This is a genomic window from Ralstonia sp. UNC404CL21Col (assembly GCF_000620465.1).
Lineage (GTDB): Bacteria > Pseudomonadota > Gammaproteobacteria > Burkholderiales > Burkholderiaceae > Ralstonia > Ralstonia flatus.
This window is the reverse complement of the sequence record NZ_KK211140.1, coordinates 82,755-96,788: the sequence shown is the minus strand read 5'-3', so window position 1 is coordinate 96,788 and position 14,034 is coordinate 82,755. Positions and strand designations below refer to the sequence as shown.

At 66.6% G+C, this 14,034-nt stretch carries 7 protein-coding genes; 5 read left to right on the top strand and 2 right to left on the bottom strand.

Annotated elements, in window-relative coordinates:
• The first annotated feature begins 46 nt into the window (after window positions 1–46).
• Window positions 47–2,101 carry a S8 family serine peptidase gene (locus N511_RS0118340; protein ID WP_027680610.1) on the top strand — a complete coding sequence of 685 codons (2,055 nt, stop codon included), beginning with the start codon at window positions 47–49 and terminating at the stop codon, window positions 2,099–2,101.
• Between the two features lie 94 nt (window positions 2,102–2,195).
• Here the strand turns inward: N511_RS0118340 and rrtA are convergent, their stop codons facing one another.
• Both rrtA and glnE read right to left on the bottom strand, forming a co-directional pair.
• On the bottom strand, window positions 2,196–2,816 hold the full coding sequence (gene rrtA / locus N511_RS0118335; RefSeq protein ID WP_027680609.1) for a rhombosortase: 621 nt from the start codon (window positions 2,814–2,816) through the stop codon (window positions 2,196–2,198).
• Entirely contained in the window at window positions 2,813–5,656 is a 2,844-nt protein-coding gene (gene glnE, locus N511_RS0118330) for a bifunctional [glutamate--ammonia ligase]-adenylyl-L-tyrosine phosphorylase/[glutamate--ammonia-ligase] adenylyltransferase (RefSeq protein WP_027680608.1), read from the bottom strand. Before glnE ends, rrtA begins: the two co-directional genes overlap by 4 nt.
• 176 nt (window positions 5,657–5,832) lie before the next feature.
• On the opposite strand from glnE, the gene N511_RS0118325 reads away from it, so the two are divergent.
• The 4 genes from N511_RS0118325 to aroG all read left to right on the top strand — a co-directional run bounded on the left by N511_RS0118325 (window position 5,833) and on the right by aroG (window position 13,960).
• Window positions 5,833–10,122 carry a YhdP family protein gene (locus N511_RS0118325; RefSeq protein WP_027680607.1) on the top strand — a complete coding sequence of 1,430 codons (4,290 nt, stop codon included), beginning with the start codon at window positions 5,833–5,835 and terminating at the stop codon, window positions 10,120–10,122.
• Window positions 10,123–10,127: 5 nt separating this feature from the next.
• Window positions 10,128–10,997 (top strand): carbon-nitrogen hydrolase family protein, encoded by an 870-nt coding sequence (locus N511_RS0118320; RefSeq protein WP_027680606.1) that lies wholly within the window; start codon window positions 10,128–10,130, stop codon window positions 10,995–10,997.
• A 30-nt stretch (window positions 10,998–11,027) separates the two neighbouring features.
• Window positions 11,028–12,491: a metalloprotease TldD gene (tldD, locus tag N511_RS0118315; protein WP_027680605.1), complete on the top strand. Its 1,464-nt coding sequence runs from the start codon at window positions 11,028–11,030 to the stop codon at window positions 12,489–12,491.
• A 389-nt stretch (window positions 12,492–12,880) separates the two neighbouring features.
• Window positions 12,881–13,960 carry a 3-deoxy-7-phosphoheptulonate synthase AroG gene (gene aroG / locus N511_RS0118310; RefSeq protein WP_012762821.1) on the top strand — a complete coding sequence of 360 codons (1,080 nt, stop codon included), beginning with the start codon at window positions 12,881–12,883 and terminating at the stop codon, window positions 13,958–13,960.
• Window positions 13,961–14,034: the final 74 nt, after the last annotated feature.

The window sequence follows — 14,034 nt, the reverse complement described above, 5'->3', positions numbered from 1 at the left end:
CCTCGGCAAATTTCGCAATCCTCACAAAAAAATCGAGGCGATTCGCATGAAGACAGGGGTCTCAGGGGGTGTGGCTCGCGCGCTGGTGGCGCTCGGGCTGTTGTCGTATCACGCAATGCCGGCGCTGGCAGTGGGCAAAACCACCACGCCGGCACCGCAGTTGCAATGGGTGATGCAGCTCATCGTTAAAGAGAAAAACAGCAGCCTGAAGACGCAATCGGTTGCGCCGGGAACCCCCATTGCGCGCGCTGACGTTGCGGCGGTGCAACGTTGGTCAGTCGCCGCACAACTGCCGGTGATGTACAAGCGCGCCATGTCGGGCGGTGCGCACGTGGTCACCCTGCCTAACGGGATGTCGCTGGCCGATGCACAAACGGTTGCGCAGCGGATGGAAGCCAGTGGCCAGTTCGAGTACGTCTCGCCGGATCGCATCATGCGGCCGACTTCCGTGCCGAACGATCCGAAGTTCACTCAGCAGTGGAGCCTGTGGCCGAGCACCGTGGTGGCCAACGGCCCCCCGACCCCATCTGCAGGTGGCGCCAATATCACCACCGCTTGGGATAGCACCAAGGGCGCGCCCTCGGTCAATGTGGCTGTCATCGACACAGGCCTGCTGACCAATCACGAGGATTTCGTGGGCGCGAATATCCGCCCGGGTTACGACTTCATCAGCAGCGACGCGTACCACGGCACACCCGACCCCGCCACCAACAAAACGGTGCCGTTGGGCTTTGTCGAGAACGACCCGCTGGACACACCCGCCGGCCGCGACACTAACCCGTCTGATCCGGGTGACTGGGTGTCGGCACAAGACACCACCAACTACCCCAGCTACTGCGGCACCGCAGGGACTCACAGCGACAGTAGTTGGCACGGCACCTTCGTCACGGGCCAGATCGTCGCGCAGCACAACTCGGTCGGCATCGCGGGCATTGCGCCCAACGTGACGATCCAGATGGCTCGCGCACTGGGCAAATGCGGCGGCACCACATCGGACATCCTCGACGCTCTGGCCTGGGTCACTGGCGCCAGCGGCGTCCCCGGTGCCGGCGGCACGGCCTTGACCGCAAATTCGCCGATGGCGCAGGTGGTCAACATGAGCCTGGGCGGCGCGGGCGCGTGCTCCTCGGCGGAACAGGCGGTCATTACCGCCGCCCGCAACCGCGGCGCCACCATCGTGGTGGCAACCGGCAACGACGGCGCACCGTTCATTGGCTCACCAGCCAACTGCAACGGCGTGATTGCCGTGACAGCCCACACGATCGATGGCGACAACGCGTTCTACGCCAACGTCGGTACCGGTACAACGATCAGCGCACCGGGCGGCGGCCCGGGTCAGGTCGTCACAGGCACCGGCGACAAGATCGTCTCGCTGTCCAACGCCAGCTTGACCACCCCGGACACCGGCACCAGCTACTACACCACCGAGATGGGCACCTCGATGGCGACGCCGCACGTGGCCGGGGTTGCGGCCCTGTTGCTGTCCCACAAGCCAACGCTGAGCGTGGACGACATCAAGGCGATCCTGACACAATCGGCACGCGCCTTCCCGGCCGGTACGTTCTGCGCGCAGAACCCGGGCGCTTGCGGAGCCGGCATGCTGGATGCCGGCGCGGCCATCGCGCTGTCGGTCGGCACCCCGACGGTCACCGTGTCGAGTTCGGCCAGCACGGTTGTAGCCAATAACGCAGTCACGCTTACAGCCGTGGTCGGCGCGGGTTTTGGTAACACGCTGTCTGGCGGTGGCGTCCAGTGGGCACAAACTGCCGGCCCCGGTGTGAACCCCACTACCGCAGGACCGGACAGCAACGGGAACTACACCGCCACCTTCACGCCCAGCGCCGCCGGCACCTACAGCTTCACGGTGACAGTGACGAACAATCTGGGCGGCACGGCTTCGGCGTCGACTTCCGTCACCGCAACGGCGCCGCCGACGACCACGCCTGGCACCGGCACCGGCACGGGCACGCTGCCCTTCAGTGGCGGCACCAGCGGAACGGGCTCGCTGAACCAGAGCGGTGGCGGTGGCGCTTTCCCCTTGGGACTGGCGGCCCTGCTATTCATCAGCGGTGCACTGGCCTCCCGCCGTCGCAAGGGCTGATCGAGTACTCTCGCGATCGTTTCAACGCAAAAACGGACACCCTGGCCCCGCCAGCGTGTCCGTTTTTTGCATCGGCACGTGACTTCTCTGCCGATCAGCGTGGCGTCTGCCTGCTCCCTTGCGCGCGCCACTCCCCCAGCACCCAGATCAGCAATCCGCTCACCGCGCCAAAGGCATGCGCAATGCGTACCACGCCAAACCCCCAGTGCGGGTCAAAGGCGATGGGCGACAGCCAGGATTGCTCGAGCCACACTTTCACCAGCACGCCCACGCACAGCGCCACGCCAGTCCAGCGCGAGAAGCCATCCTCGGCATCGCTCACAGACGGCTTCAGCAGCCGCAGCCCGCCCCATGCCGCCAGGCCATGGAGCGCGCCGGACAGCCCGCCGTACCACTGCACCGCCGGCTGATTGAGCAGCGCCACCTGGACGAGCACCCCGCACACCACCAACGCTCCAACAATGACCTGCGGCCGCACCACGCGCGCGAGCAGCAAGATGAGCCCTGCTGCCGCCATCGCATTGGCCAACCAATGCCACGTGTCCAGATGCACCCACATGGCGGTCACGATGCGCCACCACTGCCCGGCGCGCACAGCGTCGCGTTGATACAGACCGACCGCGTACAGCCACGGCACGAACGAGAAGGCGGCCGACAGCGCCGCCACACCAACGCACGCGCTCCACGTGTGCAACGTGTGCCGCTGTGCCGTCATTGCTCGGGCCCGAACACCTGCGTCCAGAGCGCACGCACGTGGGCGGCCTCGTGCGCGCAGGTATCAACCGGAACGCGCGCGGCCGAGTGCCCATCGAGCCGCAACTTGTGCTGGCGCGCGCGGAAATCACGGTAGGCATCGGCAACCTGCGCGGCCGCCGTCGCATCGATCAGGCCCAACTCGCCGGCCATGTGCAACAGTGCGATGTTGCCCTTGTTGCGTGTCAGCTCGGCGTGCGCGGCGCTATGCAAAAGCACCAGGAATTGCACGGTGAATTCGATATCCACCATGCCGCCCCGGTCGTGCTTGAGATCAAACAGCGCAGTCGGATTCGCATGGCCTTCCGCCACGCGCTCGCGCATCGCCACGATCTCGTCGCGCAGCGGGCCGCGTTCGCGCTGCTGGCGCAACACGGCCGTACGCAGTGCCTCAAAGCGCTCGCCGATTTCCGCATCGCCCGCGCAGAAGCGTGCCCGCGTCAGCGCCTGGTGCTCCCACACCCACGCAGCGTTGTCGCCTTCGCGCATCTGATAGCGGCGGAAGGCCTCGAAGTGCGTGACCATCAGACCTGCCGCACCGTTCGGCCGCAAGCGCGTATCAACGTCGAACAGCGTGCCGGCGGCGGTATGGCTGGTCAGCCAGGTAATGAGCTTGCGCGCGAATGACGCGTACACGTCCGGCGCGCGCTCGTCATCGTCGTCGTAGAGGAAGATGATGTCGAGGTCCGACGCATAGCCGAGTTCCTTGCCGCCCAGCCGCCCGTAGGCAACCACGGCAAAGCGCGGCACCTCCCGGTGGCGCGTGGCGACCTGCTTCCAGACCGTTTCCAGCGTGAGGTCCAGCATGGCGTCGGCCAGGTCAGAAAGCCGGTCGCTGATGTGCTCGACACTCAGCATGCCCTGCAGGTCCTGCAGCAGCACGCGGAAGGTTTCCGCATGGTGCTCCTGGCGCAGGATGTCCATCTGCATCTCGACATGGTCGGACGCGGCCTCCAGGCGTTCCCGCACGCGCGCCCTGAACGCCGGCCAGTCGGGCTCGGCTGACAGCGCCTCCACGTCGAGCAGCTCATCGAGCAGTTGCGGATGGCGCGTGAGGTAGTCCGCCGCCCAGCGCGATGCATGCAGCGTGTGGGCCACGCGCTCCATGGCCTGCGGGTATTCGCTCAGCAGCGAGAGATACGACGAGCGCCGGCTGATCGCATCAAAGAAATCGAGAAAGCGCGCGATGGTGACATCGGCATCGGTCTGCCGCGAAGCCTGGTCCAGCGCGCGGTTGATCAGCAAGTCGAAACGCTGGCGGCTGACTTCGGACAACGCGCGGTAACGCGGCGAATTGCGCGTCGCACGCAGCCGCTCCAGCACGCTCTCCGGATTTGCATAGCCGAGTTCGGCGAGTTGTGCGCGAGCGGTTTCCGTGTGCTCGTCGTCGAGCAGGTCGGCGTGCCAGACGGCGGCACACGGCGGCTGGCTGTCCTGCTTGTCGGAGAAGGTCTGTTCGAAATGCTGGGCGACTTCGTCCTGATACGCCTCGAGCTTGGTGACGAGCGCCGCGTAATCGTCAAAGCCCATCATGCGCGCCACGCGCAGCTGATCTTCGGGCGAGCCCGGCAGGTTGTGCGTCTGCGCATCTTCGATGTACTGCAGGCGATGTTCCAGCTGGCGCAGGAAGCGGTAAGCCTCGGTCAGGCGCGCCACGGCTTCGGCGTCGATCAGGCCGCGCTCGGACGCCGCCCGAAGCACCTCCAGCGTGGGCCGTACACGCAGGCCGAAATCCTGCCCGCCGCGAATCAGCTGAAACACCTGCGCCACGAATTCGATCTCGCGAATGCCGCCGCGCCCGAGCTTGATGTTGGGCGAGCGCGCCTGCAGGTGGCCTTCGCCGTCGCGCTGCTGGTTGGCACCGTTGCTGCGCTTGGCCGCTTCGCTGCGGATCTGCGCATGCAGCGCGCGAATGGCCGAGATCACGCCGTAATCCAGATAGCGCCGGAACACGAACGGCCCCGTCACGCGCTCCAACTGCTGAATCACGCGGCCGGCATACGGGCTGGCCGGGTCGGTGATGACGCGGCCCTTGATCCAGGCGTAGCGCTCCCACTCGCGGCCCTGCACGACGAAGTACTCCTCCAGCATGCCCAGGCTGCAGGCGAGCGGCCCCGCATCGCCGTTTGGGCGCAGGCGCATGTCGACGCGGAAGACGTAGCCGTCCTCCGTCACATCGGCCAGCGCGTTGATCAGCCGCCGGCCAAGCTTCGTGAAATATTCATGATTGGAGAGCGGTCGCGAGCCACCCTGGGTGTCGCCGTCGTCGTCGTAGAGAAAGATCAGGTCGATGTCGGACGAGACGTTCAACTCGCGCCCGCCCAGCTTGCCCATGCCGACCACCACCAGTTCCTGCACCTCGCCGGTGGATTGCCCGATCGGCTGGCCATGCAGTGCGCTCAGCTCCTGGCCGATCACGGAAATGGCTGTGCGCACGGCAAACTCGGCCAGGTCGGTCATCGTGCCCGTGACCTCATCGAGCGTCGCGGCGCCGGACAAATCGCGCTCGACCAGTACGCCGAACACTTCATTGCGCAGCAGGCGCAACGCCCGCTTGAGCGCGACCTCGACCTCCACGGCCTTCGTGTCGAACAGTTCGGCAAAGCGCGCCGACAGCCACGCGCCGTCAACCGGACGGTCGGCGCTGGCCTGCACGCGCTCGGCCCAACCTTGGCGCGCTTGCGCCTGGCGCTGGAGGTAGCGGGAATACGCCAGCGCAAAGGGCAGCGCAGGCGCAGGCGTCTCAGGCCGGCGGGCCGGGGCTTTCAGAAATGGCTGGGCGGACAAGGCGGAATCGGTCATGCGAACCCATCGGGCATTGGCGGAAGCATCCATTCTCGCTGAAATGCAGGCAAAGCCGGCTAGCGGTCTCCGGCTTCGCGGGCATCGGGTGTGCTTGCCCGTGCTTGCCGCTCAGCAAGCGCGGCGCCCGGCCTCCAAATGTGGCGCCGCCTCCTGAATATCGGATAATCCGCATCATGCCCCGCCCGTCCCAGCCCCCAGAATCGCCGAAGTCCGATGGTGGACACGCCAGCACCCTGTCCACACGCGGGGTGAGCCGGCCCTCGGCCTGGGCGCGGTCGGTCCGACTCGTCAGCCGCATCGGCGCGGGCATCGGGGCTTTTTTCCGCGCCCCGATCTGGCGCAAGCTGTGGCGCGTGCTGTGGAAAACGGCGGCGGCGCTGGCCATTCTGGCCGTCGTGGGCATGCTGGCAGTGCGCTTCATTCTGTGGCCGCGCGCGAGCGTGGCGCGCGAGTGGATGGAGCGCGAGGCGTCCAGCGCACTGCACGCCAAGGTCGAAATCGGCTCGCTCGAAACCTACTGGGAAGGCTGGCACCCGGCCTTCCGCGCGCAACGCATCGATGCCCACGACACCGCAGGCCGCCGCACCTTCGCGGTACAGGACGTGCAGGCGCGGCTGTCCTGGCGCTCACTGCTGCGCGTGCAGATCACCTTTGCCGCCCTGCACGCCAGCCAGGCCGACGTGCTGGTACGGCGCGACCCGCAAGGCGCGCTCTCCGTCGCCGGCATGCCGCTCAACCCCGACGCCGGCGGCGACAGCAATTTCCTCGACCAGCTGCTTTCCCAGGGCAACATCGACTTTCAGCAAGGCGAGGTCCGCTGGCTCGACGAACAGCAGAAGCTGCCCGAAGTCGCCCTGGGCAACGTGCGCGTGCAGCTGCGCAGCGGACCGACGCGCCATCGGCTGGAGGCCAGCGGCACATCGCCCACGCTGTTCAGCGGCCCCATCAAGCTGCATGCCGATTTCCGCCACGACCTGCTTGCCCGCCCCGGCGACTGGCACCACTGGCATGGCCAGGCGTCCTGGCAGGTCGATACGCTGCAATTGGCGTCCGTGCAGCGCTACGTGCCCGTGCTGGCCGCGGCCACAAGCGGCACGCTCACGTCCGATGGTTCGGTGGAGTTTGCCGACGGCGTGTTCACCCGCAGCCAGGCACGCCTGACGGGGCAGCAGCTCGATCTGCAGGTCCGCAAGGATCTTGACCCGCTGCAGCTGCGCAGCCTCCAGGCGCTGGCGACCCATCAGCGCAATGCGCGCGGCGAGCACACCTTGCGCGTCGACACGCTGCTCTGGCAACCGCTGAACCTGCCCGCCCAGCCGCTGTCGGTCCCCGAGCTGGCAGGCCCCGGCATCCAGACGCCGGCCAACCCGGCGGGCACGCCGCGCGGCTTGCGCAATGTCACCGTGGGGTGGGCGCTGGACTCGCGCGACGCCCTGCGCAACCTGCAAGTCAAGGCCACGACACTGGATTTGGCCGACCTGCGCAACATCGCCACCGCGCTGCCGCTGCCCAGCGGCGTGCTGGAACCCCTGCGCACAAAGCAACCGTCCGGCCGCATCGACGATCTGGACATCAACTGGCAGCGCGATGTCTCCCGCTGGCGGCCCAATACACCGGCGCCCGTGCACTTCACTGGCCGCGCCACGATGCGCCAGGTGTCGTTCGGCCCCGGCGCGCTGCCTGCGGTGCCGCCGGGCCAGCATCCCGAGCCGGCCGTGCCGGGCGTTGAAAACCTCTCCGGCAACGCCGTCTTCTCCGACGACAAGGGGACGCTGCGCATCGAGTCCAACGACACCGCGCTGCTGCTGCCCGGCACCTTTGCCGATGCCCGCGTGTCGCTGGACCGGCTGCAAGGCACGTTCAGCTGGACGTATCGCAAGCAGGAACTGGTCGTCACGAGCGACAACCTTGCGTTCTCCAACGACGACCTCTCGGCGCGCATCACGGGCAGCTATCGTCACGCGCCAGACACCAGCCACCTCGGCACCATCGACCTGAAGGGCACGCTGGAACGCGCGAACGTGCCGCGTGTGCCGCGCTATCTCCCGCTGTCGATCGGGCAGCATCTGCGCGACTACCTCGGCGGGGCACTGCAGGCCGGCACGGCTAACAATGTCAATTTCGCGTTGGCGGGCGATCTGCACGACTTTCCGTTCCGTCCGCCGCACAAGGGCGTCTTCCGCGTGGAAGTGCCGATCCAGGATGTGACGTACCAATCGGCGCCTCCGGAAGCCGCGCACAACCCGCCGGGTCGGGTGCCCACGCACCCGGGCGATTGGCCGGCGTTCACCAACATCGACGGCACCGTGACGTTCGATCGGGCATCGCTCGCGTTCAAGGTGGCGCGCGCCAAGGTGATGGGCGTGAACCTGCAGGACGTGAGCGGCAGCCTGCCCGACATGGGCGACCACAACCCGCTGCTCACCATCGAGGGCCGGGGCGACGGGGCTACGCAAAACTTCCTGCAATACATCGAGGCCAGCCCGATCAGCCAGTGGATTGGCCACTTCACCAAGGACGCGCGCGCCCAGGGCAACGCGACGCTGGCGCTCAAGCTGGACCTGCCGCTGCACGAGATGCACTCGACGCGCGCCCAGGGCAGCGTCACGTTCCTGCGCAATGACGTCACGCTGGTTCCCCAGGCGCCGCCGCTCACCGATGTGACCGGCGCGCTGACCTTCACGCAAAAGGGCATCGGTTTCGACAATCTGCGCGCACGCTTTGCCGGTGGCGAAATCCGTCCCACGGGCGGCACCGCGCCCGACGGTACGATCCGCATCCAGGTGGCGGGCACCGCGTCGGCGCAAGGGTTGCGCGAGACGACGCCCGAAAACAGCCCCGTGGCCGCCGTCGCCCGCTCGCTGGAGGGCAGCGCACCGTACAGCGCGACCATCAGCGTCAAGCAGCATCGGCCTCTCATCCAGGTGCAGTCTGATCTGACGCCGATGACGGTGCGTCTGCCGGCGCCGCTCAACAAGGCGGCCGGGCAGCCGCTGCCGGTGCGTTTCGAGATGCAGCCGCTGGCATCCAACAACGCTATCGACGAAATCGTTCTGCAGGTCGGCAACATCGTCAGCGCGCGCTACGAGCAACGCAACACGGGCAACGGCGTCGAGGTGCTGCGCGGCGGCATCGGCATACGGCAACCGGTGCCGCAGCCGCAGGAAGGCGTCCAGGCGAATCTGGCGCTGGATCAGTTGGACGTCGACGCCTGGCGCCATGCCTTTGCTGCACCCGCCCCTGACAAGAGCGCCACGCAGATTGCCGCCGAACATGCCGCCAACGCAGCCAATGCGGCCAACGCCTCCAGCAACCACAGCGCGTATCTGCCCAGCCACCTGAACGCCCGCGCACAAACGCTGCGCATCCTGGGCCGCGACTTCAACGCCGTGCGCATCGACGCCACGCGCGACGGTGCCAATTGGCAATCGACCATCGAATCGCGCGAAATTGCCGGCAGCGCGCGCTGGCACGCCGAAAGCGCCGCCGTGCCCTTCGGCGAGCTGACGATGCGCCTGTCGCGCATGAGCATCCCCGACGCCAAGGAAGAGACGGCGCTCACCGAATCGCTGGCCAGCAGCTCGCAGGAAATTCCGTCGCTCGACCTCGTCGCCGACAAGTTCGACCTGCGCGGCAAGGCGCTCGGCAAGCTGGAAATCAAGGCGCGCAGCCAGATCACCGACGGCGCGCCGGTGTGGACGCTCGAAACGCTGAAGATCGAGCAGCCGGCCGCCACGCTCACGGCGCACGGCACGTGGCGCATCCCGCGACGCCTGCGCGGCGGCGGCGATGATCCAGAGCGCCGGACGCTGCTCGACTTCAACCTCGACCTGCGCGACACCGGCGACCTGCTGCAGAAGATGGGCTTCGCCAAGGTCATCGACGGTGCCAAGGGCAAGCTGGAAGGCCGCGTGGTCTGGCGCGGCTCGCCCATGTCGATCGACTACCCGACGCTCAACGGCCGCATGGCGCTGAACCTGGAGCGCGGCCAGTTCCTGCCCGTCGATCCGGGCCTGGCCAAGCTGGCCGGGGTGCTGAGCCTGCAGGGGCTGCTGCATTTTGCGACCGACCTGCGCAGCGCCACCGGGCGCGGCACGCCGTTCGAGAGCGTGGCAGCCACCGGCACCATCGCCAGCGGCATCGCCCACACCGAAGATTTCGCCGTGAAGGGCCCGCAATTCCAGGTGGCCATGCAGGGCTCGGCCAACATCCTCGATGAAACGCAGGACCTGCGCGTCAAGGTCACGCCCAAGGTGGACGCCACATCGGCCTCGCTGGCCGCGGCGTTCATCAACCCGGCCATCGGGCTGGGCACGCTGGCCGCGCAACTGGTTCTGGGCGACCAGTTGTCGAAGGCCTTCGTCACGCAATACCACGTGACCGGCAGCTGGGCCGATCCGAAGATCGAAAAAGTGGCCTCCAACGGTAATTCGGGCAGCCAATCGCAAACCTCGGCAAAATAGGCGCCATGACCTCGACCACCGTTGCTCCGGCCCCCGTCGCATCCGGTATGGATGCGCCTTTCGATGCACCTTTTCGCGTCGCCGCCATCCAGACCGTGACGGCCATCGACGTGGACGTCAACCTGGCACGGGCAGACGCCCTGCTCGCCGAGGCCGCCGCCCAAGGTGCGCAACTCGCGCTGCTGCCCGAGTACTTCTGCATGATGGGCCGCAAGGACACCGACAAGGTCGCCATCCGCGAAGCCGACGAAGACGGCCCCATCCAGACCTTTCTCGCCGATGCCGCGCGCCGCCACAAGCTGTGGCTCGTCGGCGGCACGTTGCCGATGTGGTGCGAAGACGAACAGCGCGTGCGCAATACGTCGCTCGCATTCAACCCGGCCGGATTGCGGGTCGCACGCTACGACAAGATCCACCTGTTCAACTTCGTGCGCGGTGAAGAACGCTACGACGAAGCCCGCACCATCGAACCCGGCGCCACGCCGGTCGCCTTTGATGCGCCGTGCGGCCGCGTGGGCATGTCGGTGTGCTACGACCTGCGCTTTCCGGAGCTGTACCGGGCGTTGGCGGCACAGGGCAACCTGAACTTGATTCTGATGCCGGCGGCCTTCACCTATGTGACGGGCGCCGCCCACTGGGAAATCCTGCTGCGCGCCCGCGCCATCGAGAACCAGTGTTATGTGCTCGCCGCCGCGCAGGGCGGGCGCCATGAAAACGGCCGCCGCACGTGGGGCCATTCCATGCTGGTCGATCCGTGGGGCGAGATCATTGCCTCCGTGCCCGAGGGGGAAGGCGTCGCTATCGGCGACATGGACCCCGCCCGCCTCGCGCAGGTGCGCCAAGACCTGCCCGCGCTCAAGCACCGCGTGATGTAAGCCAATCGAATTTTTTTACGAGAACCGATCATGAACGCAGGCGACATCGCCATCCAGAATCTGTCCATCGCGCGCCGCGTGCTGCTCGATCCGTACGGCCTTGATGAAGCGCACCTGCAGCGCGCGCTGGCCGACATCTTCACGCACCGCGTGAACTACGCCGACCTCTACTTCCAGTACACCCGTAACGAGGCGTGGAGCCTGGAAGAAGGCATCGTCAAATCCGGCAGCTTCAGCATCGACCAGGGCGTGGGTGTGCGTGCCGTGTCGGGCGACCGCACGGCGTTCGCGTATTCCGACGACATCAGCCTGCCCGCGCTGATGCAGGCCGCCGGTGCCACGCGCACGATCGGCAAAGCCGGCGCCGGCCGCGTGAAGGTGGCGAACAGCCTGGCCAGCACCCCGGGCAGCCACTCGCTGTATGCACCGAACGACCCGCTCGATTCGATGACGGCCTCCGAAAAGGTTGCCCTGCTCGAGCGGATCGAAAAGCTCGCCCGCGCCAAAGACCCGCGCGTGGTGCAGGTGATGGCCGGTCTGGCCGGTGAATACGACGTGATGCTCGTTGCGCGCAGCGACGGCGTGATCGCTGCGGACGTGCGCCCGCTGGTGCGGATTTCCGTCACCGTCATTGCCGAGCAGAACGGTCGCCGCGAAATGGGCAGCTCCGGCGGCGGTGGCCGCTATGCCTACGGCTACTTCACCGACGAACTGCTGCGCGAATACGTGGACGAGGCGGTCTCTTCCGCGCTCGTCAACCTGGAAGCCAAGCCGGCACCGGCCGGCACGATGACGGTGGTGCTCGGCCCGGGCTGGCCCGGCGTGCTGCTGCACGAGGCCATCGGTCACGGCCTGGAGGGCGACTTCAACCGCAAGGGCTCGTCGGCGTTTTCCGGCCGCATGGGCGAGCGCGTGGCGGCCAAGGGCGTCACCGTGGTCGACGACGGCACGCTGGCCAACCGCCGCGGCTCGCTGAACCTCGACGACGAGGGCAACCCCACGCAGTGCAACACGCTCATTGAAGACGGCATCCTCACCGGCTACATGCAGGACACGCTCAACGCGCGCCTGATGAAGATGCCCGTGACCGGCAACGCGCGCCGCGAGAGCTACGCCGCCCTGCCCATGCCGCGCATGACCAACACCTACATGCTGGGCGGCGACAAGGACCCGCAAGAGATCATCGCCAGCGTCAAGAAGGGGCTGTATGCGGTCAACTTTGGCGGCGGCCAGGTCGACATCACCAACGGCAAGTTCGTGTTCTCGGCCAGCGAGGCCTACCTGATCGAAGACGGCAAGATCACCGCTCCGGTCAAGGGCGCGACACTGGTCGGCAGCGGCCCGGAATCGCTCAAGCACGTGACCATGATCGGCAACGACATGCGCCTCGATTCGGGGATCGGCGTGTGCGGCAAGGAAGGTCAGAGCGTGCCGGTGGGTGTCGGTCAGCCGACCCTGCGCATGGAGAACATGACCGTGGGCGGCACCGCCTGATTGCCCTGAAACCGTCGTTTTGACGCCGCAGGCCCGGAAAATCCGCGCTTGCGGCCCTCAAAAAAAGGGTTTATAAAGACGGTTCGATTGGTGCGGCGCAGTAGGTTCAAGCCAACTGAGCGCCACAATTTTTCCTGCATTGCCTCGTTTTCCTCTCATGTCCTTCGCCAAGTTTTTTTACTTTTACTTTTGGCATCTCGCACCGCTGGCGGAAGGAGAGGGGCGCTTGCAGCAAAAATAAAAGCACCCAGCAGATACCGAAAACCGCCAGCGACCCTGGCGGTTTTTTTTCGCCCTGTCACCTGCCCCACCCCGGCACCGACGCGAAACATGATCCGAACACAGTAGACGTTTCCAATAGAACTCAAGACACATCCCCGGAGCTTTCCATGCCGAAGAACACCGACGATTTGCGCATTCGCGAACTGAAAGAGCTGACGCCGCCGTCGCATCTGATCCGCGAATTCCCGTGCAGCGACACCGTGTCCGACCTGATCTACCAGAGCCGGAACGCGATGCACCGCATCCTGCACGGCATGGACGACCGCCTGATCGTCATCATCGGCCCCTGCTCCATCCACGACACCAAGGCAGCGATGGACTACGCCCGCCGCCTGGTCGAGCAGCGCGAGCGCTTCAAGAACGAGCTGGAAATCGTGATGCGCGTGTACTTCGAGAAGCCGCGCACCACGGTCGGCTGGAAGGGTCTGATCAACGACCCGCACATGGACGGCAGCTTCAAGATCAACGACGGCCTGCGCACCGCACGCGAGCTCCTGATGAACATCAACGAGCTGGGCCTGCCCGCCGGCACCGAATACCTCGACGTGATCAGCCCGCAGTACATCGCCGATCTGGTGAGCTGGGGCGCCATCGGCGCGCGCACCACCGAAAGCCAGGTGCACCGCGAGCTGGCGTCCGGCCTGTCGTGCCCGGTCGGTTTCAAGAACGGCACCGACGGCAACGTGAAGATCGCCGTGGACGCCATCAAGGCCGCATCGCAGCCGCACCACTTCCTGTCGGTGACCAAGGGCGGCCACTCGGCGATCGTGTCGACGGCCGGCAACGAGGATTGCCACATCATCCTGCGCGGCGGCAAGGCGCCCAACTATGACGCGGCCAGCGTGCAGGAAGCCTGCGACGCCATCTCCAAATCGGGCCTGGCCGCGCGCCTGATGATCGACGCCTCGCACGCCAACAGCAGCAAGAAACACGAGAACCAGATTCCGGTGTGCGAAGACATCGGCCGCCAGATGGCTGCCGGCGACAACCGCATCGTCGGGGTGATGGTGGAATCGCACATCAACGCCGGGCGCCAGGACCACGTGCAAGGCACGCCCGTGTCCGACCTGGCCTACGGCCAGAGCGTGACCGACGCCTGCATCGGCTGGGACGATTCGGTGAAGGTGCTGGAAACGCTGGCCGACGCCGTGCGCAAGCGCCGTCTGGTGCCGGGCAGCGGCAACTGAGACGCCATCAGCGTGATTTGGGAAGGACGCCTGCGGGCGTCCTTTTTCTTTGCGCGCGCATCAACGCGCAGATC

Bases quoted from the DNA above. Each gene is read 5' to 3' on its own strand.
- N511_RS0118340 (WP_027680610.1), top strand. From the start codon at position 47: ATGAAGACAGGGGTCTCAGGGGGTGTGGCTCGCGCGCTGGTGGCGCTC.
- rrtA (WP_027680609.1), bottom strand. From the start codon at position 2,816: ATGACGGCACAGCGGCACACGTTGCACACGTGGAGCGCGTGCGTTGGT.
- glnE (WP_027680608.1), bottom strand. From the start codon at position 5,656: ATGACCGATTCCGCCTTGTCCGCCCAGCCATTTCTGAAAGCCCCGGCC.
- N511_RS0118325 (WP_027680607.1), top strand. From the start codon at position 5,833: ATGCCCCGCCCGTCCCAGCCCCCAGAATCGCCGAAGTCCGATGGTGGA.
- N511_RS0118320 (WP_027680606.1), top strand. From the start codon at position 10,128: ATGACCTCGACCACCGTTGCTCCGGCCCCCGTCGCATCCGGTATGGAT.
- tldD (WP_027680605.1), top strand. From the start codon at position 11,028: ATGAACGCAGGCGACATCGCCATCCAGAATCTGTCCATCGCGCGCCGC.
- aroG (WP_012762821.1), top strand. From the start codon at position 12,881: ATGCCGAAGAACACCGACGATTTGCGCATTCGCGAACTGAAAGAGCTG.